Annotated in this window: 20 protein-coding genes and 2 pseudogenes; 6 read left to right on the top strand and 16 right to left on the bottom strand. The window is 72.6% G+C overall.

The window, feature by feature from the left end; translation table 11 throughout:
- Positions 1–211 precede the first annotated feature (211 nt).
- Complete coding sequence (locus tag PSD17_RS35245; RefSeq protein WP_339126377.1) at positions 212–742, top strand: helix-turn-helix transcriptional regulator; 531 nt, start codon at positions 212–214, stop codon at positions 740–742.
- Positions 743–800: 58 nt separating this feature from the next.
- On the opposite strand, the gene PSD17_RS35240 is transcribed toward PSD17_RS35245, so the two are convergent.
- The 15 genes and pseudogenes from PSD17_RS35240 to PSD17_RS35590 form a co-directional block, all read right to left on the bottom strand.
- Positions 801–1,139: a hypothetical protein gene (locus PSD17_RS35240; RefSeq protein ID WP_013676936.1), complete on the bottom strand. Its 339-nt coding sequence runs from the start codon at positions 1,137–1,139 to the stop codon at positions 801–803.
- A gap of 74 nt (positions 1,140–1,213) precedes the next feature.
- Positions 1,214–1,990 (bottom strand): IucA/IucC family C-terminal-domain containing protein, encoded by a 777-nt coding sequence (locus PSD17_RS35235; protein WP_339126376.1) that lies wholly within the window; start codon positions 1,988–1,990, stop codon positions 1,214–1,216.
- A gap of 62 nt (positions 1,991–2,052) precedes the next feature.
- Positions 2,053–2,184 carry a hypothetical protein gene (locus tag PSD17_RS35230; protein WP_013676938.1) on the bottom strand — a complete coding sequence of 44 codons (132 nt, stop codon included), beginning with the start codon at positions 2,182–2,184 and terminating at the stop codon, positions 2,053–2,055.
- Positions 2,185–2,190: 6 nt separating this feature from the next.
- On the bottom strand, positions 2,191–2,490 hold the full coding sequence (locus tag PSD17_RS35225) for a hypothetical protein (RefSeq protein WP_339126375.1): 300 nt from the start codon (positions 2,488–2,490) through the stop codon (positions 2,191–2,193).
- A 5-nt stretch (positions 2,491–2,495) separates the two neighbouring features.
- Positions 2,496–3,005, bottom strand: coding sequence for a hypothetical protein (locus tag PSD17_RS35220; protein ID WP_339126374.1), 510 nt, complete (start codon positions 3,003–3,005; stop codon positions 2,496–2,498).
- 273 nt (positions 3,006–3,278) lie between these two features.
- Positions 3,279–4,934, bottom strand: a complete 1,656-nt coding sequence (locus PSD17_RS35215; protein ID WP_013676941.1) for a tubulin-like doman-containing protein — start codon at positions 4,932–4,934, stop codon at positions 3,279–3,281.
- Positions 4,935–5,029: 95 nt separating this feature from the next.
- Complete coding sequence (locus PSD17_RS35210; RefSeq protein WP_233899144.1) at positions 5,030–5,347, bottom strand: hypothetical protein; 318 nt, start codon at positions 5,345–5,347, stop codon at positions 5,030–5,032.
- Positions 5,344–6,807 carry a hypothetical protein gene (locus PSD17_RS35205; RefSeq protein WP_339126373.1) on the bottom strand — a complete coding sequence of 488 codons (1,464 nt, stop codon included), beginning with the start codon at positions 6,805–6,807 and terminating at the stop codon, positions 5,344–5,346. The genes PSD17_RS35210 and PSD17_RS35205 overlap by 4 nt, the downstream gene beginning before the upstream one ends.
- A 690-nt stretch (positions 6,808–7,497) precedes the next feature.
- On the bottom strand, positions 7,498–9,081 hold the full coding sequence (locus tag PSD17_RS35200) for a Na+/H+ antiporter (protein WP_173400062.1): 1,584 nt from the start codon (positions 9,079–9,081) through the stop codon (positions 7,498–7,500).
- A 118-nt stretch (positions 9,082–9,199) separates the two neighbouring features.
- Positions 9,200–9,664: a phage tail protein gene (locus tag PSD17_RS35195; protein WP_103383748.1), complete on the bottom strand. Its 465-nt coding sequence runs from the start codon at positions 9,662–9,664 to the stop codon at positions 9,200–9,202.
- A gap of 349 nt (positions 9,665–10,013) precedes the next feature.
- Positions 10,014–10,260 (bottom strand): annotated as a pseudogene (locus PSD17_RS35190) (hypothetical protein).
- Positions 10,261–10,361: 101 nt separating this feature from the next.
- The gene (locus PSD17_RS35185; protein WP_013676947.1) at positions 10,362–10,640 is read right to left on the bottom strand and encodes a DUF6343 family protein; all 279 of its coding nucleotides are present in this window, start codon (positions 10,638–10,640) and stop codon (positions 10,362–10,364) included.
- Between the two features lie 134 nt (positions 10,641–10,774).
- Complete coding sequence (locus PSD17_RS35180) at positions 10,775–11,980, bottom strand: FAD-dependent monooxygenase (RefSeq protein WP_339126372.1); 1,206 nt, start codon at positions 11,978–11,980, stop codon at positions 10,775–10,777.
- A gap of 117 nt (positions 11,981–12,097) precedes the next feature.
- A complete protein-coding gene (locus PSD17_RS35175; protein WP_339126371.1) occupies positions 12,098–12,589 on the bottom strand; it encodes a sulfurtransferase in 492 nt (163 codons plus the stop codon).
- Between the two features lie 68 nt (positions 12,590–12,657).
- Positions 12,658–12,966, bottom strand: a pseudogene (locus PSD17_RS35590) (sulfurtransferase); the annotation flags it as partial.
- A gap of 189 nt (positions 12,967–13,155) precedes the next feature.
- On the opposite strand from PSD17_RS35590, the gene PSD17_RS35170 reads away from it, so the two are divergent.
- The 3 genes from PSD17_RS35170 to PSD17_RS35160 all read left to right on the top strand — a co-directional run bounded on the left by PSD17_RS35170 (position 13,156) and on the right by PSD17_RS35160 (position 16,031).
- A complete protein-coding gene (locus tag PSD17_RS35170; protein ID WP_013676950.1) occupies positions 13,156–14,115 on the top strand; it encodes an alpha/beta hydrolase in 960 nt (319 codons plus the stop codon).
- A 16-nt stretch (positions 14,116–14,131) separates the two neighbouring features.
- On the top strand, positions 14,132–15,109 hold the full coding sequence (locus PSD17_RS35165) for a helix-turn-helix domain-containing protein (RefSeq protein ID WP_339126370.1): 978 nt from the start codon (positions 14,132–14,134) through the stop codon (positions 15,107–15,109).
- 112 nt (positions 15,110–15,221) lie between these two features.
- On the top strand, positions 15,222–16,031 hold the full coding sequence (locus PSD17_RS35160) for an MBL fold metallo-hydrolase (protein WP_339126369.1): 810 nt from the start codon (positions 15,222–15,224) through the stop codon (positions 16,029–16,031).
- Here the strand turns inward: PSD17_RS35160 and PSD17_RS35155 are convergent.
- A complete protein-coding gene (locus PSD17_RS35155; RefSeq protein WP_339126368.1) occupies positions 16,024–17,058 on the bottom strand; it encodes an enoyl-CoA hydratase/isomerase family protein in 1,035 nt (344 codons plus the stop codon). The two genes, PSD17_RS35160 and PSD17_RS35155, sit on opposite strands and share 8 nt — an antisense overlap.
- A 26-nt stretch (positions 17,059–17,084) precedes the next feature.
- Here PSD17_RS35155 and PSD17_RS35150 point away from each other — a divergent pair, with 26 nt between their 5' ends.
- Positions 17,085–18,248 carry a CoA transferase gene (locus PSD17_RS35150; RefSeq protein ID WP_339126367.1) on the top strand — a complete coding sequence of 388 codons (1,164 nt, stop codon included), beginning with the start codon at positions 17,085–17,087 and terminating at the stop codon, positions 18,246–18,248.
- Positions 18,236–19,567 (top strand): amidohydrolase family protein, encoded by a 1,332-nt coding sequence (locus tag PSD17_RS35145; RefSeq protein WP_339126366.1) that lies wholly within the window; start codon positions 18,236–18,238, stop codon positions 19,565–19,567. Before PSD17_RS35150 ends, PSD17_RS35145 begins: the two co-directional genes overlap by 13 nt.
- The last annotated feature ends 5 nt before the right edge of the window (positions 19,568–19,572 follow it).

The raw sequence follows: 19,572 nt of genomic DNA, 5'->3' as shown, positions 1-19,572 counted from the left end.
ACGACATCCGCCCGTCCGCGTCCGGACCGGTCCGGGCCGACCGCGGCTCCTGCGCGGTCTCGTCCTAACAGCCACGGGGTGGGGTTCCGGGCCGCTGGACCTGGCCCGGAACCTCGCCGGCCCTGGCGTCCCACGTCGACCGCCGCCGGGGTGACGGCCCCGCGCGACCGGTCCCGAGAAACCGCGAGCGTCCGCCCTGGAGTCCATCGTCGTGATCGTCGTGGTGAACATCGCGGCCCCACCGGTCGTCAGGCACGGCCTCGACCGGATGTGCGAGACGATGCGGGACATCACGGTCGTCGCGCTGCTCAGCCCCATCCTCCCCCAGGCACACGTGGACGACCTGTTCGATCTCGGCGTGCTGGGAGCCGTGAACAATGACACCGACGCCGCCGGCCTGGGGCAGGCGATCACCGCCGTCTCGCGCGGAGGACGACTCTGCGCCGCCGGCCCTCGGCACGCGAGACAGCGATTGCGGGCCGTCGCGGACCGGGGCGAGAACCTGACGGACAAGGAGATCGACGTGCTGGCCCTCGTCGCGGCCGGCCTGTCGAACCAGGAGATCGGCGAGACGCTCCTCATCTCGGAGAACACCGCCAAGTTCCACGTCGGGAACGTCATTCGTAAGTTCGGCGCGAAACGGCGCGGAGAGCTCGCGCATCTCGCCGCCGCGGACGGCATCTTCGGCAGACGATCGACACCGGATCAGCAGAAGCGTCGCGTGGATTCCGAGAAGGTATGACCGCGAGCCGACGCCGCCCGGCCGGCCGGGAGTTCGTGTCCGTGCCCGGCGGACTCCGTCATGACGGAGCTGCGTTCGGCACCACGCCCATGTTGTAGAGCACGACAGCCACGAGATTCGGGATGCGGGTGCAGTCGGTGACGACGTCGGTGCCCGAGGCGTAGCGGTCACGTATGAGTTCGGAGAGCTGGACCGGGGTGGTGCCGGCCGGTGCCGAGGTCAGGATGCCGTCGCCGACCGCCAGTTCCGCACGCGTGACGCAGGCCCGCCACAGCCGCTGCCGAATGCAGATCTCGTTCTCGTCGATGCTGTCGACCGTCAGCCTCGACGATCCGATCAACGGCTGCAGAGAGTCCCCCACGCTGAACCTCTCCATCACATCCGTCCATTCGACCATGTCTGCTCCTCTCCTCGGTCGAGCACCGGAGCCCGGTTCGAGAGGTGGCCGGGCGGTCCGAGCAGCTCGACGAACTACGGACGACTGCGTTCGATCTCGACGTAACGGTCCGCCGCGCGACGGAAGCTCGCGACCCGCTCGCCGTGCTCGAGGACGCAGCACGTCCCGCAGTACGACCGAGGCGCAGCGGGCTCCGTGCGGAACGCGAGGCAGCAGCTGCGCCGCCAGACGACCATCCATTCCTGGTCACGGTGCTCGACGGACTCCAGCATCACCGTTCCGCGCAGCGGGGATCGGTCGGCCACGACCTGCCGGGCCGTCGTCAGAAACCGGTCACGGTCGTCCGATGCCCAGGAGAAGGCCATGAAGACCTGGGTCAGCGCGACCGCGACGTTGCCCCACAGGGTGCGCCGTCCGACTCCCGTCGCCCGGTGCACCGCCTCGACGAGATGGGCGAGGTGGTCGGCGACGAGGGCATCGACGACCTCGCCGACGTCGCGACGGGACCCGCGCTCGGGGCCGATCACGAACCCGACCTGGGGCAGACCTGTGGCATTCGGGGACAGCCGCACGTTGTGCCGACCGGGGTCCAGCCAGGCCCCGCGCCTCAGGTGGGCGTCGAGCACCGGCCACCCGAGACGGCGGGAGTAGTCGAGCACGAAGAGCGACCCGGCGACCGCACTCGACGCGCAGCGCCGCACCGCCCTCACGTCCTCGACGAGCCTTTCGAGGTCGTCGTCGAGGACGGCCCGTGCGGCCCGCCAGCCGGCATCGGCCGCTACCTCGGTCGTCGCCTCGAACCGTGCCTCGAGGGTGGGGGGAAGCCGGATGTCGAGTCGACACCGAGCCACGTCCTCCGCACACGGCGGTGCCGAGACGCGTGGTCGCGCCTGCTCGGCGTTCGCCTCCCGGCTCACGCGGCGGCCGACCGGCGGCGAGCGGTCAGCGTCGCGCCGGAGGGATAGACCCGCGCCAGGCGTACGAGCGTCCGACGTCGGCCCAGCACTGCGGCGAGCTCGTAGCGCAGCCCGTGATCCGATCGCATCGGGAGTTACTCCAGGAAGCCGAGGTCCTTGAGCACGTGCGCCGCCGAGGTCGCCCGGACGTCCGCGACCAGCGTGCGGTACTCCTCGACGAACAGCCCGGCGTGACGGCTCATCCGGTCGGTCTCGACGAGGGCCACCGCCTTCTCCAGATCCGCTCGACGCAGGGTGTCGCGCCAGAGGGCGTTGCGGATGTGGACCCCCTCGGCGTCGACCCCGGTGATCTGCAGCGTCTTGCCACCGGCGACGGTCGGGATGCTTGCCCCGTCGCCGTACCTCCGCTCGACCGTGGCCCAGTCCAAAGGCATGGAGCTCAGTCCTCCTCGTGTGCTCGGAACGACTCCGGCAGAAAAGCCGAAGCCAGGTCGCGCATGAGCTCGAGTGTCGCCGTCCTCCGCGGGGCGGCCTCCCGCTCGTCGCAGCCGAGGCGTTCGGCCAGCCCGGCGAGGTCGTCCCCGGCAACACAGACGCCGACGAACACCTCCTGGTGCTCGGCGGGCACCTCACGCAGTCGCGCGTACAGACGCGGCCACTCCCCCACGAGCGTCAGGTTCCCGGCCTCGGCGTCCGCGATGTACCCCTCGGCCAGGGTGGCGATGCGCCCGGAGTACGGCAGGCCGAAGTAGCGGAACACCATGGGCCGGGCGATGAGCCCGGCGACGACCTGGACGGCGACCTGCCCCGCGAGCGACGGCTCGTTGAGCCGGTGGGCGCAGGTGTAGTGGATCGCCTCGTACGTCGAGGTGACGCGGGCGATCCAGTCGCGATACCCGGAGCCGCGGTCGTCGTCGGCGCCGGGGTACAGCTCAGTGGTGGATGTCATCGGCGTCCGTTCTCATCGCCTGACCGGGTCGGCCGCGTCGTCGGCGCCCTCCCGCCGTTGTCCGGGCAACGCGTCGCACCCGGACAGCTGTCCTTCCCACGGGTCCGAACCGCTGCGTCGAGCACCGGTCCCGCAGGGGGACGACATCGCCGCCAACGGACGCACGGCGACACCGTTCCTCCGGCGGAGGGGACGTGGCAGAGGCCGGCCGCCGTCCGTCCCGTACCGCGGTGGTACGGGACGGACGCCGGCCGTGGGCTCTGCCACCCCGCCCTACGGGGTGGGTACGACCGTGGTTGTCATCATCGCGATGTGCTGGGCCTGGACCTCGGTCAGGTCCTTCGAGGCCGGCGCATCCCCACGGATCGCCTCGTGCGGGACCACCACCCAGCACGCACAGCCCCAGATGCATTCGCCGGCCATGCCGTCGAACCTGATGGACTGCTCGGACAGCATCACCCCGAGATCCAGGATCCACGAGTGCATCAGCAGCTTCTCCTCCCACGACTCGATCGCGTCGTAGGCGTCGCGCGCCGCGAAGAACGCGGTGAAGTCGCTCTTCGCGACACCCGGGATGACGATGTTGCTGTAGGCCGTCAGCTCGTCGAAGAACTCGCCGACACTCGTGTTGATCGTGCCGTCCTCACCGTCGAGCACGTACTCGCCGAGTGTGGCCTCCAGCTTCTTCTGCAGGGTGTCGTTCCACAGCTCACGAGGCGCGACCGTGTGCGCCTCGATGTAGTCGGTCTTGAACCCGTCCCGCAGGCCCGAGAACTTCGGGATGTAGCCGATCCACTTGCCCATCACATCCCGCCACTTGCTCTTCGGTTCCCCCGGGAGCACCTCCACGCCAGGGTGGGTGTACTTCGCGACGTCGAACACCGTCCAGGTCCGGTCGCCGGAGATGTTGCGCTCGTGCGGGGCACCGGTGAAGCCCGCCGGACGCAGCATCTTGAACAGCAGGCGCCCGTAGTCCTGCACCACGAACCGCGTGAACGAGTCGTTGATGAACTTGCGGGTCACCATCTTCCGGAGATGGTCACGGACGGCGGGCTTGCCCGCCTTCGTGTACGACCCCAGGCGTTGCCAGGAGTGCTCCTGCGGGAGCGCGAAGAATCCACCGGTGAACGGGTTCTTGTACAGATCGCCCCACACGGCCATGACGCCCTGGTTCTTCGCGTCGTCGAGCATGCAGTCGATCTCGTTCATGGTGGGGAACAGCGCCGCGGCCCCGCCCGCGTGCTCCTCGTCCCCGGAGAACGGGAGCGCCGCAACACCGACGACGGGAATACGACGACCCAGCTTCACATTCGACAGGTGGCGGGCCAGGTCGACGACGATCCCGCTGCCGGTGCCACCACTCATCGAGAAGAACACCAGGACGATCGAGGGCAGCTGCGTCGCGTTGATCGACGCCACGAAATCGTCGAGCTCACGCTCCAGGGGCTTGTCCCCGCCGTAGTAGTAGTGTCCGTAGATCGCCTTCGACACGGCCCGCGGAATCGACTCGCCGGCCTTCGGCAGCTCCAGATCGGCAGGCAGCCACGGCTCGTAGTTGGGGTTCCAGTAGTAGCGGGGGTACTCCATCTTCAAGAACTCACGCCAGCGGTTCAAGCTGGTCATGAGGTCCTTCTTCTCCGGAACCTCGAGTGAGACGGTGCGGACCTGAGCCCGATCGGTCGGGATCCCACGGGCGGTCAACCGCTGCCCGAAACCGCCGATGTACTCCTTGAGCTCGTGCTGGTCCTGGTCGCCGATGTCGATCGACAGACCGGTGAAGCGCGCGCGGGGATCCTCCAACATGTCCTCGATCTCACCGGTACGCAACAGTGCCTCGACCATGTACGCACCGGTCTTCCCGATCCCGATCGCGTGGATGCAGTGGGGCGACTGGGCCCCCGTCGCGCTGTGGTACATCGACAGTGCCATGACCGATTCCTCCTGAGAATTGACGTGCAGCAGCGCCGCCCGACCCTCGCGGGGTGAGCGCCGGAACTTCCCGACCTGTTACCTGCCCCGATCGGTCAGCGGACGTATCCGAGATCCTTGAGAATTGTCGCGGCGGTCGTGGGCCGCTCATCAGCGATATACGTGCGGTAGTAGTCGACCACAGCGCCGTAGTCGTTGGTCATCTTTCCCTCCTCGAGCAGTTGCATCGCCTTCTCGAGGTACCCACGAGTGATCTTGTCCTGCCACAACCGGTGTGCCACATAGATGTACTCGTCGTCAGCACCCGTCACCTCGAGGGTGCGCGCGCCCGGCATCGAGGGCAGCTGCGCCCCCTTCTCGTAACGCCTCACGACCTCGGCCCACGACGTCACCATCACAGTCTCCCGTCTCAACCGGACACGGCAACAGCAGGATCGAGCTCGTCGACAACCGACACGACGGTCTCACCCCGAATAGCCGCATGAGGCACCACGACCCAGCAGGCGCAACCCCAGATGCATTCCCCACCCATGCCGTCGAAACGGATGGAAGGCTCACACAGCATGACCCCCAGATCCAGCAGCCACGAATGCATCAACAGATGCTCTTCCCAGTCCTCGATCGCGTCGTAGGCCGCACGCGCCGGCACGAACATCTCCAGATCGAGCTTCGACGCCCGCGGCAGGACGACTCCGACGAACTCGTTGTCGGCCGCGACCGTCTCCACCACCGGGTCGACCCGAGTCGTCGCCACCCCCGCGATCGCCGCTCCCACGGCCTTGGCCGCGGCAGTCGCGCGCTTCCCGCCACCGAAGACCCGAGCCTCGGCGTACTCGGTCGAGAAACCCTCGACCAGCCCGACGCCCGCCAACGAGTCGACCTCCTCGAGCGAGCGCGTCACCAGAACGTTGACCCAACGATCGCTCTGCTGACCACGAATCGCCGGATGCCACTGGTCACCCGGAACGGCCAGCCAGTTCAACGCCTTCAACGTCTCGTACAGGTCCCGCCCGCCGCGAACGCTGCAGAACGACGCGATCGCCTCGACCGGACTGTGCACACCGTCGTCGGGCACGACGAAAAAGCCCCCCGTGAACGGGTTCTTGTACAGATCGCCCCACACCGCCATCACACCGTTGTTCTTCTCGGTGTCGATCATGCAGTCCAACTCGTTGATCACCGGGAAGAACGTCGCGTCCACCTCCTGGGGCAGCACCCCCATCCCCACGACCCACGGCCGACGTCCGAGCTTGATCGACGACAGATGACGGGCGATCTCGACGACGATGCCGCTGCCGACGGCCTCGGCCAGCGAGAATGCCACCACCACCAACGGCGTGTGCTCGCTCGCCAGCACACTCTCGGCGAAACCGTCCAAGGCCTCGGTGATCTCGCGGTTCTGGTAGTACTCGGCCCCGTAGACGGCCTTCGCCACTGCCCGGGACATCTCCGCCCCACTCGCCGGAATCTCCAGGTCACCCGGCAGCCAGGGCTCGTAGTTGGGATTCCAGTAGTAGCGCGGATACTCCATCTTCAGGAACTCGCGATAACGGTTCAGCGCCGAGGACAGGTCCTCCCGGGACGGGATCGGCAGCTCCACCGCCCGCACCGACCCACCGGCGGCGAGGCCGGACAGGCTTCCCTGGCCGACATCGACGGCCACGGCACTGAACCCAGGCAGGCCGGACCCGGCCAACTCCGAGATCACCGCGGCGCCACACGGACCCAGCCCCAACACCTGAACCGAGAACGGCCCCTCGTGATCACCGGCATGATGCACCTTCTCGTTGCTGAGCGCCTCGACCCGCGCCAGCGCGGAGTCCACCTCGCTCTCGTGACCGTGACCGTGGCCATGACCGTGATCGTCAGACATCTGGGAAGCTCCTTCTTCAGGTGGTGGGTTCTCGGCTGATCGATGCCGTGCGCGGAGATGAACAACGCCGACGACTGCCGACGACCCGACCCCGGCCGACCTGCACCCGTGCGACGAACCGACTCCCCCCGACACCCGGGGCGGTGAGCCGGACGGCGCACTCCTTCTCACCGCGGAGAATGTCGACGTGGTCGACCGGGGACGGCCCCGCGACCCCGCACCGGAGCCCGCCGGATCCGGGTGCCGAGAGCACCCGCACCACGCCGAGGGCGTCGCCCCGTGCGGAGCCGGAGCGGGCTCGCCACCGGTGTGCAACGTGGCCCGGTCGTGCATCGCCCCGGTACGCGAGCTTCCGGGGACCCGCGACGGACGCGTGGACAGCGGGCCGTCCGGGCACGGCGTCCTGGCGTGCCATCCGGTCCCTCCCCACTGCGGCTGTGACGTTGCTCAGGGGCACAACCTACGTGAATAGTGTCGTTTGGCAATACCTCCGTTGTAAAGTATCTGCGAACGACGCAGACACCCCCGTCTGTCGCTCTCCGGCCGCGCACTCTGCCGAGCAGCACCACGGCGGCCCGACGGCCGATGGCCGGTCGTTCCCGTCGACTGCCGTCCACGGGTCGGTCCGCTACCCCTGGTGCGCTCCACGGCTGGTTCCACGCCACGCCGTCGGCCCGACGTCTCGCCGCCCTACTCGTCAGCGGCGGGATTGGCCCGGGAGAACCGGACCTCCTCGATGTCGAGCCGGGCCTGGATCGCCCGCAGCACGATGTCGTCGATCCGCTGCTCGTCCCGCAGCTCCAGCAGCGCCTCGCGCTTGCGGGCGATGAGCGCCAGATGCAGGCTCGCGTACTGGTCGTCGTGCCGGACGACCAGGTCGTCCTCGGTGCCGTCGGCCGCGAGCACCGTCCGGCGCTTCTCGATCTCGCCGCGCACCCGTGCCACGACACGCTCGTCGATGCCCAACTCGGACGCGGTCGTCGGGATCGAGTCGAGCGCCGCGTCGGTGATGTACATCTCGGCGTACTGCCGCTCCTCGGCGACGGAGTCGTCGGGTGGGAGCCGGGCGAACCGCACCACGCGCGGCAGCAACAGCGCCTGCAGCAGGGTCAGCACGATCACCCCGGACGTGATCACGACGATGAGGTCGCGGTCGGGGAAGGGCGCGCCGGAGTCCAGGGTCTGCGGCACCGCGAGGATCGCGGCGAGCGAGACCGCGCCGCGGAACCCGGCCACGCCGCTGACCGTGCGCTGGCGCGCCCCGATCCGGCGCAGTCGTTGCGCGGGCCGCCGGTCGAGCGCCCGGATGATGTACGGCGTCGTGTAGAGCCACGCCCAGCGCACCCCGATGACGACCGCTGTGATCAGCAGGATGTCGACGAGGGCGCGCAGGAGCGAGACGCTGGACAGGCCGCGGACAGCGGTGTGGGCCTCCAGGCCGACGAGCACGAACAGGGCGCTGCTGAGCACCGTCGTCGTGACCGTCCAGAACGGCACGGAGGTCTGCCGGGTGACCGCATTGGTGATGCGAGGCGTCACCTGGCTGATGAACAGCCCGCACGCGACGACCGCCAGGACCCCGGACGCGTCGACCGACTCGGCCGCCAGGAACGCCGCGAACGGCGTCACCAGCATCGCGATGTTCTCCAGCATCGGGTCGTCCATCCGGCGGCGCAGCTGCCAGCTCACCAGCCCCACCAGCACCCCGGCGAGCAGCCCTCCGCCGTAGGCCAGGATCAGCAGACCGGTCACGTGCAGCGTCGTCAGGTGCTCCTCGCCGATCGTGACCCCCACCGCGAGCCCGTAGATCACGAGCGCGGTGCCGTCGTTGACCAGGCTCTCCGCCCGTAGCACCGTCACTATCCGACGCGGTAACCGCCGCGCCAGGACCCCGACCGCGGTCGCGTCCGTCGGCGCGAGCGCCGCACCGAGCACCCACGCCGCTCCCCATGCCAGGCCGATCGCGTGCGCCACGGCCGCCACCGCCGCGGCCGTGGCGAACACCAGCACGGTGCTCGTGAGCACCACGACCCGCAGGTTGTTGCGGATCTCGCGCAGCGACGTGGTCAGGCTCTCCCAGTACAGCAGCACCGGTAGGAACACCAGCAGCACGACCTCCGGCGGCAGCTGGGCCTCGCGCAGGTGCGGCGCGAAGCCGATCAGCACCCCCACCAGCACCAGCAGGATCGCCGGCGCGATCGGGTAGCGACGCGCCAGCGCGCCGCACACGACCAGGGCGACGCCGAGGACGACCGCCATCTCCAGTCCGAGCACGCACACATCGTGACGTCCGCGGTGACGGGTGCGCACGCGACGTCCACGTCGGCGACGGGGCACGACTCAACCGGGTCACGCAGACCCGGGGAAGACGTGGCTCAGTGCTGCTAGTGCCTCAGTACCGGCCCTTGATCACGAAGAAGGAGCCACGGATCGTCCCGGCCAGCTTCGACTTCTGCCGGGCGAACTTGAAGCGGGTCTCGAGCTCGGCGGGAACGGGCATCCCGTCGGACAGCTTGAAGCCGACCGCTCGCTTCGACCCGTCCTCGAGCCCGTACATCACGTTGATGACCAGCCCCGACTCGTAGAACACGTACGCGAAGCGGGTCCCGTCGACGACGAACTCCGACGCCTGCAGCGGCCGGGACTCGATGACGAGGTCGCGTTCGCGCGCGAGGATGTCGGCCACCCAGGCCACCGTCTCGGCCGCGTCGTCGGCGGGGTCGACGGTGAAGACGTGGTCGAACTTGTTCTTGAAGTAGCGGGCCTCGTTCGCCCTGAGCCCGGCCAACGCCTCGGCGACCGGCGACGACTCCACCCCGACGGTCGAGACGGTCTGAAAGTCGACGATCTCTGGCACCTGCGCCTCCGGCACGTCCCGGCCCGATGAAAGGCCCCTTGAAAAGACAGGCGGATCGTAGCCGCCGCCGGAGATCACGGGCGCCGCGTGAACCGGACGCCGACCGTCGTGCACCGTGGCGCCGACATCCGCCTCGGCTCAGGCACGACCGTCACCGGCGACCACGGGCTCACGTCCCCTTTCCGGGGCCCGACGCCGGCGGCGCGGTGATCCGCGGCGACGCGGACCCGGCCGGGCCACCCGCACCGGTACGACCTGTGCGCCGGGACCTGCCGGCCGCGCCGACCCGCACACTCCCCGGCCAGCCGCCGCGCGGGCTCACCTCGTCGCTCGGTTGCAGGCCGCCTCATCAGCCGGCGCCGACGTTGTCGACGATCCCGGCGCCCTCGGGCTCCTGCGCCGCGGCACTGTGCGCGCAGCAGTAGATGTCCCGCCACCTGCACCCCGTGCCCGATCACCCGGCAACCGCAGTGCTCGCAGAGCGGGGCCATCCGGTGGATCGCGCACTCGACGCTGTCGAGGACGTGGGTCGCGCCTTGGGCGCGTACCTCGAACGCCGTGTCGTAGTCGCTGCCGCACACCTCGCACACCGCCACGTCGTCCTCCTCCGGCCGACCCTGCACTCGGACAGCGACCACCGGCCCGGCGCGTCGTCGGCGGAACCCGCGGACCGCACGCTCTGCCGGATCCCGACGGGTCACCCGGGCTCGCCGCGACCCTTGCGGTACAGCACCCAGGCCAGATCGAGCAGCGCCACGACGGCGACCACGACCAGGACGATCGCGAGCCACGCCATACCGACCTGCCAGGACAACCAGGCCCCCGCGCCGCACACCACGAGTCCGAAGACCGCGAGCACCGCACGCAGGGTCAGCGCGCTGCGCGCCGGGGAGGAACCGCCGACACCGGCCGTCGGGTCGTGGTACCCCGGGAGCCCCTGTGCGTAGTCCTCCCGGGAGCGGCGCTTCGCCGGCATGTCGTCTCCGTTCGTCGATCCCTCGGGCTCGCCGTGTCGGCCGACGTGGCGCCCGGCCCGGAATCACTACCCGACAAGCCTCCCTTCATCCCTCCGAGGACTCGTGCGCCCGCCGCCGCGCCACTCACAGGGGCCTACGAGCCGGCGGCCGCCCAGGCCCGGACCCCGGCGTCGGGCACCCCGGCGTAGTCGGGCAGCTCGATGCCGTTGATCGCGCGGTCGACCAGCTCCATGAGAGCGTCCATGTCCGGTTCCGCGTCGGGCCCGTGGGCCTGGAGGCTGCTCACGTGCATCCGGCCGATCTCCTGGTTGGCCTCGACGAACGGGCGCATCCGCTCCTCGTAGGCCGCGAACGCGGGCTCCGGGTCCCAGCCCGCCGCGGCCAGCTCCCCGGCCAGCAGGTATGCGCCGACCAGGGCGAGCCCGGTGCCCTGCCCCGACATCGGCGACGAGCAGAACGCCGCGTCCCCGAGCAGCCCCACCCGTCCGCTCGACCAGCGGTCCATCACGACCTGCGCGACCTGGTCGAGGTAGAAGTCCGGGGCGTCGTCGAGGTGGTCGAGGATCCGCCGGGTCTGCCACCCGAGGCCGGCCATCCGCTCACGCAACAGGCGCTTCTGGGCCTCGACATCGCTGTGGTCGACGTCGAAGTCCGCCGCGGGGAACGACAGCATGGCGATCGCCCGGGTGGCGTCCCGGACCGGCCGCAGCCCGGCCGAGCGGCCGGACTCCTGGTCCTGGTGGTCGATCAGCCAGCGGTCCAGCCCGAACTCGTTGGGCACGGTGTAGAAGGCCAGCACGAGCCCGAGGTGGCGGACGAACCGCTCCCGCGGCCCGAAGACCATCGCCCGCAGGCCCGAGTGCAGCCCGTCGGCGCCGATCACCAGGTCGAAGCGTCGCGTGCCGCCGCCGGCGAAGGTGACGTCGACCCCGTCGGCGTCCTGCGCGAGCTCGGTGATCCGGTCGCAGAAGAGGTACTCGACACCGTCGCGGGTGTCGTCGTGGAGCACCTGGGACAGGTCGCCGCGCAGGATCTCGATCTCCGCGATGTACCCGTCACCGTCGTGGTCGTCCGCGCGGAAGGTCTCCACGACGGTGCCGTCGGCGTCGACCGTGTACGCGCCGGCGGTGTCGGTACGGGCCGCGCGCACCGCCGCGTCCAGCCCCATCCGCCGGATGACCTCCTTGGCCACCCCGCGGGCGTCCACCGCCTGCCCACCGGGACGCAGCCCGGGCGCCCGTTCCACGACGGTGACCTCGGCGCCACGCCGGCGCAGCCAATGGGCCAGCGCGGGCCCCGCGATGCTCGCCCCCGCCACCAACACCCTGATCCCGCCCACTGCCCTCTCCTTCGTCGAGTCGTCGAGGAGCAGACGCCGCCGAGGCCCGGAACTCATCCGTGAGTCTCGGATCCGCCGTGGTGGGCCGCGTGGACCGGACGAAGGAGTCGGCGGCGGTCAGCCGACCTCGACGGGCCGGTCGGGGTCGCCCGTCCACTCGGTCAGCGAGCCGTCGAACACCGCCACCTCCGTGCCGTCGACGAGGAACGCGGCGAAGGCCGGCACGGTCGCGGCGATCCCGCCGCCGCAGTAGGTGACCGCGCGCCCGCCGTCGAGGAGCCCGGCGGCCCGCAGCAGCCGTGTCAGCTCGGCGACCGGGCGGAACCGGCCGGTCGCCGCGTCGAGAAGACCGTCGAACGGCAGGTTCGTGCTGCCGGGGATGCGCCCGCGCCGGGGGTAGGGGTTCATCGGCTGCTCGCCGCGGAAGGTTGCGGGATCGAGTGCGTTGACCAGGCAGCCCCCGCTCGCCGACAGGGCCGCCACCTCGTCGACGTCAGCGAGCAGCTCGGGCCGGGGACGGGCGGTGAACGTCGCGGGCCGCGGGGTGACCTCGCCGGCCTCGGTGGGCATCCCGGCCGCCTGCCACGCGCGCAGGCCGCCGTCGAGCACCGAGACCGGTCGTGCCCGTGCAGGCGCAGCAGCCACCACACCCGGGTGGCCCAGGCGCCCCCGCTGTCGTAGACCACGACGTCGTCACCGTCACCGACACCGAGCGCACCGATCTGCGCCGCGAAGCGACCGGGCCCGGGCAGGGTGAAGTCGAGCGGCGCGTCCGGATCGGACAGCCCGTTGCGGACATCGGCGAACACCGCCGCGGGAATGTGGGCGCGGCGGTAGGCGTCGAGCAACGGTGTGGCGACGTATCCGGCACCCTCCGGGCCGAGTGCCAGACCGGTGGAGGCGTCGAGGACCCGGAGGCCGTCGCGGCCGAGGACGTCGCCGAGATCGGTCGCCCGGATCAGCGGCGGCAGGGGTGGGTGGGTCATGCGGGACTCTCCCGGTCGGGTGGAGGCAGGGGACTCCCCGAGCGTACGAACCAGCGGTCGAGGTGCCGACGGTCCACAACCGGGATCCGCCGGGTGGCGGCCCGGACCCGACCGTCGGCGGGGTGTCACGGGACAGCGCGACCGAGCACGGTGGACACACCCGGCCCGTCCCCCTTCCCGGAGCAGACGATGACCCTTGCACCCCCGCCGTTCGATCCCGAGCTCGCCGCCGCGCTGGCGGCGACGGGACAGTCCTCGATCGCCACCGGCATCACCCTCGACCAGCTGGCCGTCGAGCGGGCGAACCTCGCCGAGACCGTCCCGACGGTGACGGAGCTCGCCACGGACGCGACCCTGCGGGTGGAGGAGCGGACCGTCCCCGGCGCCGAGGACGGTCCCGAGCTGGAGCTGCTCGTCGTCCGCCCGCGCGGCCGGACGGACCCGCGGCCGGTCGTCTACCACACCCACGGCGGCGGTCTGATCATGGGCAACAACCGTTACGGCCTGGACCCGGTGCTGGACTTCGTGCGCGAGCTCGACCTGGTGGTCGTGTCCGTGGGCTACCGGCTCGCCCCCGAGCACCCGTTCCCCGCCGGGACCGAGGACGCCTACGCGGGTCTGCGGTGGCTCGCGTCGGATCCGGCGGCCGTCGGCGGCGACGGGCGGATCGTGCTGACCGGGGGCAGCGCGGGCGGCAGCCTCGCCGCGGCCCTGGCGTTGCTGGCGCGGGACCGCGGGGAGGTCTCGGTCACCGGCCAGCTGCTGATGTACCCGATGCTCGACGACCGCAACGAGTCGGTCTCGGCCCGGCAGATGCACGGGCTCGGCGTCTGGGACCGGGTGTCCAACGAGACGGGCTGGGCCGCCTGGCTCGGCGGCGCCGCCGAGGTGTCGCCCTACGCGGCGCCCGCTCGCGCGACGGACCTCACCGGGCTCCCGCCGGCGTTCCTCGACGCGGGATCGGCCGAGACCTTCCGGGACGAGATCGTCGACTACGCGCAGCGGCTGTGGGCGGCGGGCGGCGACGCCGAGCTGCACGTGTGGCCGGGCGCCTTCCACGCCTTCGACTTCCTCGCCCCGCAAGCCGACCTGTCGCAGCGGGCCCGGGCGGCCCGGTTGCACTGGCTACGCCGGCTGCTGGGCGACTGACCTGCGGGAGTGGTGGATGCAGAACCTGTCGCGCCGACTGGCGGCGCTCGACACGTCGGCGGGCGCGGCCCTCGACGTCATCGCCTACTTCGACCGGCTCGCGCAGTCGCGCGCGGGCCTGGAGCAGGTGGTGCGCGGCGCTGCCGTGCTCTCCGGCGTGCCCGCCCGGCTCGACGACCCGGCCCGCCGGATCGCGATCAGGGTGGACGCCGCCGGGGTCCGGACGACTCCCGACGGCCCGCCGGACCCGCGCTGGCCCTCGGTCGCCGTCTGCGGGGCCGTGCTGCGGCTGGAGACCGACCGCCCGACGGGCCAGCTCGACGGCATGGTGCTCGAGCGGGCCGCCATCACCGTCGACCTGGTCATCGCCCGCGTCCGCGGCGGCGTGCCCGCGCGCCGGCCGGACTGTGCCGTCGTCGAGCTCGCCGTCGATCCCGCGGCGGAACCGCAGGAGCGGGAGCGCGCCCTGCGCGAGCTGGGTCTCGCCGCGACCGACGGGGCGCGCGTCGTCGCGCTCGCCGACGGCGACGTCATGGTCGACCGCGGGACGCGCACCGTTCCGGGCGAGGGCAGGCGCGGGGTCGGGCCGACGGTGCCGGCCGCCGAGCTGCCCCGGTCGGCGCACGAGGCGCGGGTGGCGCTCCGCTTCACGGCCGACGGCACCGCTGCGGATCCCGGGCCCCGCGTCGTGCACGCCGACGACCTCGGGGCGCTGGTCCTGCTGGTCGCGGCGGTGGACGCCGGGGCACCCCCGACCGCCGACCTGAGCGCGCTGCTCGAGGCCGTGCAGGAGGTCCCTCACCTCCTCCGGACGTCGACCGCGCTGGTGGCGAGCGCGTCGGTGCGCGCGGCGGCCGCGGAGCTGTACGTGCACCACTCGACCCTGCAGGACCGCCTCGACCAGGCCGAGCGGGTGCTCGGCTGGAGCGTGCGCACGACGACAGGGCGGGCGCGGCTGCAGCTCGTGCTCGCCGAACGTCTGCTGCGCCGCTGACGGGACGACACACGACCGAGCCCGATCCTCGGCGCGACGACCGGGCGGGCGGGACAATCCCGGCGGACGCCATCGCCCGGTGCCGGGCCGGCGAGGACGACGGGAGAGCGCAGTGCTGATCGGGGGCATCGACGTGCACCCCCTCACCGACGGGACCTTCCGTGCCTCGCCGGAGTACTTCGGCGACCACGTCCGCGCGGAGGGCCATGAGGATCTCTTCGGCCGCGACGGGCTGGCCTTCCTCCCGATCGGGTGCTTCCTGGTGCGGACCGGGGACCGGACGATCCTCGTCGACTGCGGGATGGGGCCCGCGCTGCGCGACGACGGACGGCGGCGGCTGCTCGTCGGCGGCCAGCTGCTGCTCGGGCTGCGTGCGGTCGGTGTGGCCACGACCGACGTCACCGACGTCGTGTGCACGCACCTGCACGCCGACCACACCGGCTGGCTGTTCGACCTGGCCGCCGAGCCGGTGTTCGCCGGCGCGACCATCTGGTTCGGGGCGCACGACTGGCAGCACTTCGTCCTCGACCCCGACGTGTGGATGTTCGACCACATCCGGGCGGGCTTCCGTGCCGCGGCGGAGGGCGGCGCCCGGCTGCGCCCCGTCGAGCACGACACCACGATCGCGCCGGGCGTCTCGCTCACGATGACGCCGGGGCACACGCCGGGGCATCTCGGCGTCGTCGTGGCCTCCGCCGGCCGGCGGGCGATCCTGCTGGGCGACGCGATCGTGTGCCCGGTCCAGCTCGACGAGCCGACCTGGCAGTCCATCGGCGACGTCGACCCCGCGCTGGCCCGCCGGGTGCGGGAGCGGCTCTTCCGGGAGCTCGAGGACCCGGCCACCCTCGGCGCGGGCGCGCACTTCCCCGAGCTGCAGTTCGGCCGGGTGCTCGTCGGGAAGGGCCGTCGCTGGGTCAGCTGACCTCGTCGACCCCGGAGACCTCGTCGACCCCGGAGACCTCGTCGACCAGGCCCCACTCCCGGGCCGTGGCCACCGGCAGCGGCGTCCCGGTGAGCGCGAGATGGAGCGTCCGGTGGCGGCCGATCCGGCGCGGGATCGACACCGTGCCGCCCGCGCCCGGGATGAGCCCCATCGCGACCTCGGGCAACCGGATCGTCGTGTCCGGCGCCGCGACCACCCGCCCGGCGAAGGCCGGCAGCTCGATCCCGGCACCCACGCACGCGCCGTGCAGCCGGACCTCGACCCGGTCGCGCAGCGCGTGCAGCGGCCGGGCGGCCCCGCCCCGGGTGCGGACGAGGTGCGCGGTCACCAGGTCCGGAGTGGTGCCGAACTCGTCGAGGTCTCCTCCCGAGCAGAAGGCGGGCCCCGCGCCCGTGAGCAGCACCCGCTCGATCGACCCGTCCAGCAGCGCGATGTCGAGGGCGTCGACCAGCGCGTCGCGGAGCCTGCGGCCGTAGGCGTTGCGCCGCTGCGGCCGGTCGAGCGTCAGCCGCAGCTCGGTCCCGTGCCGCTCGACGCGGACCGGCTCGGCGACGTCGGGCGGCAGCGGCCGGGCGCCGCGCCCGTCGAGCCAGGCGCGGAACTCGGTCCCGCCGAGCAGGGTGGAGTACGCGAACGACTCGGCGTCGAGCGCGGCGTGCACGGGCAGGGTCCCGGACCAGCGCAGCAGCCCCGCCAGCGTCGTGGCTGCCCGCGGCGCCGCGGCCGCGGCGGCGCCGAGCTCGGCCAGCGCACGCTCCGGGTCCTCGACGGTCACCGTCGGCGGGCCGGCGTCGCGCGGGACGAAGATCACGTCGAGCTGCGCCGCCAGCGTCTCCCAGCCGGGCGCCACCGGTCCGACCCCGACGAGGATCCGGTCGCCGTCGAGCGGCCCGACGTCGGTCACCGGTCCCCGCAGGTCCACCCCCAGCACGGGACTGACGGCGAGCAACGGATCGTCCCGGCGGGGAGACAGGCCGGCGGGACGCACGATCGGAACGTCAGCCATGGTCTCCGTAACCTATCCTTCGCGACGTGCGCGAACCCGACGCCGCGGCCGACTGGGCGGCCTCGGGGGCCGTGGCGCTGACCGGCCATCCCGACGCACCCCCGCTCGTGCCGCCGGGCCGCGCCGCGTCGGTGGCCGCCATGCTCGGCCGGCTGTTCGACGTCGACGGCGCGGCCCTGCTCGGTGAACGGGCCGCGTTCACCGGAGGCACCCGCGGGGGCCGGGTGTCGGTCGGGCGAAGCTGCCGGCTGCTGCCCCTCGCCTCCGGCTGGGCCGCGGTCTCGCTCGCCCGCGACGACGACGTCGCGCTGCTCGGCGCACTCGTCGAGGACCACCTGCCCGACGACGATCCGTGGCCCCGGCTCGCGGCCGCCGTCGCGGGCATGCCCCCGGCCACGTTCGACGAGCGCGCCGCCCTGCTGGGGATACCGGCGGCCGCGGTGCGCGAGCAGCAGCACCGCGCGGGCCACGAGCATCTCCTGGCGGAGCGCCTCGTCGCCGGGACACCCCGTGAGCTCGCCGGGGTGTTGGTGGTGTCGTTCGGGGCGTTGTGGGCGGCGCCGCTGTGTGCGCAGCTGCTCGCCGGGCGCGGCGCGACGGTGGTGACCGTCGAGACGCCGCAGCGCCCCGACGGTGCCCGCCGCGGCGAACCGCGCTTCCACGCGTTGCTCCACGCCCACGACCGCGCCGTCCGGCTCGACCCGGTCGCCGACCGCGACGCGCTCCACGCGCTCGTCCGCGCCGCCGACGTCGTGATCGAGGCCTCCCGGCCCCGCGCGCTGCGCGGCTGGGGCCTCGACGCCGACGCCGAGGTCGCGCGCGGAGCGACCTGGATCTCGATCACCGCCGCCGGCCGGAACTCGGACCGCGTCGGGTTCGGCGACGACGTCGCCGCGTCCGCCGGGCTCGTGGCCCGCGACGCCGACGGGCTCCCGGTCTTCGTCGGCGACGCGATCGCCGACCCGCTCACCGGCCTCGCCGCGGCCGCGCTCGCGCTCACCGCGCCCGGCCGGCTGCACGACGTGTGCATGACCGGCGTCGTCGCCGCCACCCTCGACGGCTCCCCCGGCGGACCCGCAACCGGACCGGTCGCCCCGCCGCGGGCCCGGCCCGTCCCCGGTCCCGCGCCGCTGCCGGGCGCCGACACCGCAGCGGTCATGGCCGAGCTGGGGATCCCGTGGCACTGCTGATCCGTGACGCCGAGATCGACGGGCGACGCCGCGACCTCCTGGTCGACGGGGGCAGGATCGCCCATCCGGACGCGGCGGGCGCGGTCACCGAGGTGCTCGACGCCCGCGGCGGCGCGCTCGTGCCCGGGCTCGTCGACCACCACCTGCACCTGCACGCCCTCGCCGCCGCGCGCCGGTCCGTCCCCGCCGGCCGCACCCGCGACGACCTCGCCGCCGCGCTCCGCCGCGCCGCGCCCGACGCGACCGGCTGGATCCGGGTCGTCGGCAGCGACGACGAGCACCTCGACGCCGCCACCCTCGACCACCTCCGCTCCGACGTCCCGGTCCGCGTGCAGCACCGCAGCGGCGCGATGTGGACCCTCAACACCGCCGCACTGACCTGCGTCGGAACGCTCGACCACCCCGGCGTCGACCGGACACCGGACGGTGCCCCGAGCGGCCGGCTCGTCCGGGCCGACGCCTGGCTGCGCGACCGGCTGCCGGCCGCCGGACCACCGGATCTCGACGCGGTCGGGCGCGAGCTCGCGGGCTACGGCATCACCGCCGTCACCGACGCCACCCCCGACCTCGACGACGCCGCCGCCCGCGCGCTCACCGCCGTCCCGCAGCGGCTCACGCTGCTCGGCGTGCCACTCGGGGCGGCGCCGCCGCCGGGCGCGTCCGCGGGTCCGTACAAGATCGTCCTCGCGGACCCGGACCTGCCCGACCCCGACACCCTCGCGGCCCGGATCCGGGCCGCGCACACCGCCGGTCGCCCGGTCGCCGTGCACTCGGTCACCCGCGAGTCGCTGGTCGTGCTGCTCGTCGCGCTGGAGATCGCCGGCCGGCTGCCGGGCGACCGGATCGAGCACGCCGCCCTCGTCCCGCAGGAGCTCGTCGCGTCGCTGGCCGGGCTCGCCGTCGTCACCCAGCCCGGATTCCTCGCCGACCGCGGCGACCTCTTCCGTCGCGACGTCCCGGCCGCCGAGCACGGCGACCTCTACCGCTGTCGCAGCCTGGTCGCCGCCGGGATTCCCGTCGCCCTGTCCTCCGACGCCCCCTACGGGCCGGTCGACCCGTGGAGCGTGCTGCGCGCGGCGAGCACCCGGCACACCCCCGACGGCGACCCGCTCGGTCCACACGAGACGCTCACCCCGCGCCAGGCGCTCGACGCGCTCACCGCGCCGGTCCCCGGCGCGCCGCCGCGCGCGCTGCGGCCGGGTGCGCCGGCGGACCTGGTCCTGCTCCACGTGCCGCTGGCCGACGCGCTGCGCGCCCCCGAGGCCGGGCTCGTGCGCGCGACGGTCGTCGACGGCCGCTGGGTCCACCGGCGCGACTGACCCGC

It is taken from the genome of Pseudonocardia sp. D17, from assembly GCF_036984265.1.
GTDB lineage: Bacteria > Actinomycetota > Actinomycetes > Mycobacteriales > Pseudonocardiaceae > Pseudonocardia > Pseudonocardia benzenivorans.
Note: the sequence above shows the minus strand (reverse complement) of the source record. Positions and strands in the feature narration are given on the sequence as shown.